1 protein-coding gene is annotated in these 958 nt (G+C 44.4%); it reads right to left on the bottom strand.

Features of this window, described 5'->3' with window-relative positions:
• Window positions 1-99: 99 nt before the first annotated feature.
• A partial coding sequence (locus tag A3739_RS18065) for a 3'-5' exonuclease (RefSeq protein ID WP_197472415.1) occupies window positions 100-958 on the bottom strand: 859 nt, incomplete at its 5' end.

Raw genomic sequence — 958 nt, 5'->3', positions numbered from 1 at the left:
GCAATGTGAATATCAAAGTCACAGAAGGTCGATTTACTTCTGTTGCTATAGATAACCAAGGATCAATTCGTCAGTTACTATGACGGAAAGTTCTTGTGTTTAGTCGGTGAGCGCGAACATCTTATCTGCGTAGCGTTTTGAGAAAACTCGCCGTTCATTGTCATCAAATTGTACCGTGAACGTTTCCCCTTCTTCTTGAACGACACGACCTCTACCCATTGATTTATGTTCAATGATGTCCGCTTGCCAAATTGCTTGATCAAAGTTGCTCAAGGTTGGGCGCTCAGCCTTGCTAGGCGTGGTAAGCATAATTGAAAAAGTATCAGCGTATCTTTGCAAGGTCTTGCTTGCGAGCGTTTTAAGTTGTGCAGTGTTTTGTTGTCGCTCGATAGATCTCGCAATGTGCAGTGCTGACTCACTTTGCATTTCATGTAAAAAGCGTAGACCGTCTTTGCTGTCTGATTTAGGACATAGCATGAGGAGTGATTGCTTTGCTCTAGTCATGGCGACATAAATCAAGCGTCGCTCACTAGCGATATCTTGGGGGCTAATCTCTTTTCTGCCACTTGAACTGAAAAAGGTCGTTTCAGAAAGCCCAGGCAAAACTACATGCTCCCATTCCAGCCCTTTAGCGCGATGCATACTTGTAATGTGTATACCTTGAGCATGCTGGATTTGTGTTCTTTCTTCGAGCGCTGCGAGCTCATTTAACAAGGCGTTTGCGTTTTCTGTACGGCTTTCTGCCATAAAGGCCATCAGGTTTTTGACCGTCCTAACTTGCTCGTCACTAGCGTCTTGGCTTAGGCCACTCGTTTTTAGCTCATCAAAAAGCTTCGTTTCTTGTATGTATTGTTTGAACAGCTGTCTTGGAGGGTTTGTATTGTTCTCAAGAGCAGATAAGCCTTTAGCGAAGCGCTCCAATTTGAGCTTTTGGAAGCGGCTTAAGTCGCTTGGAATC

This window comes from Oleiphilus sp. HI0067 (assembly GCF_001635735.1).
Note: the sequence above shows the minus strand (reverse complement) of the source record. Positions and strands in the feature narration are given on the sequence as shown.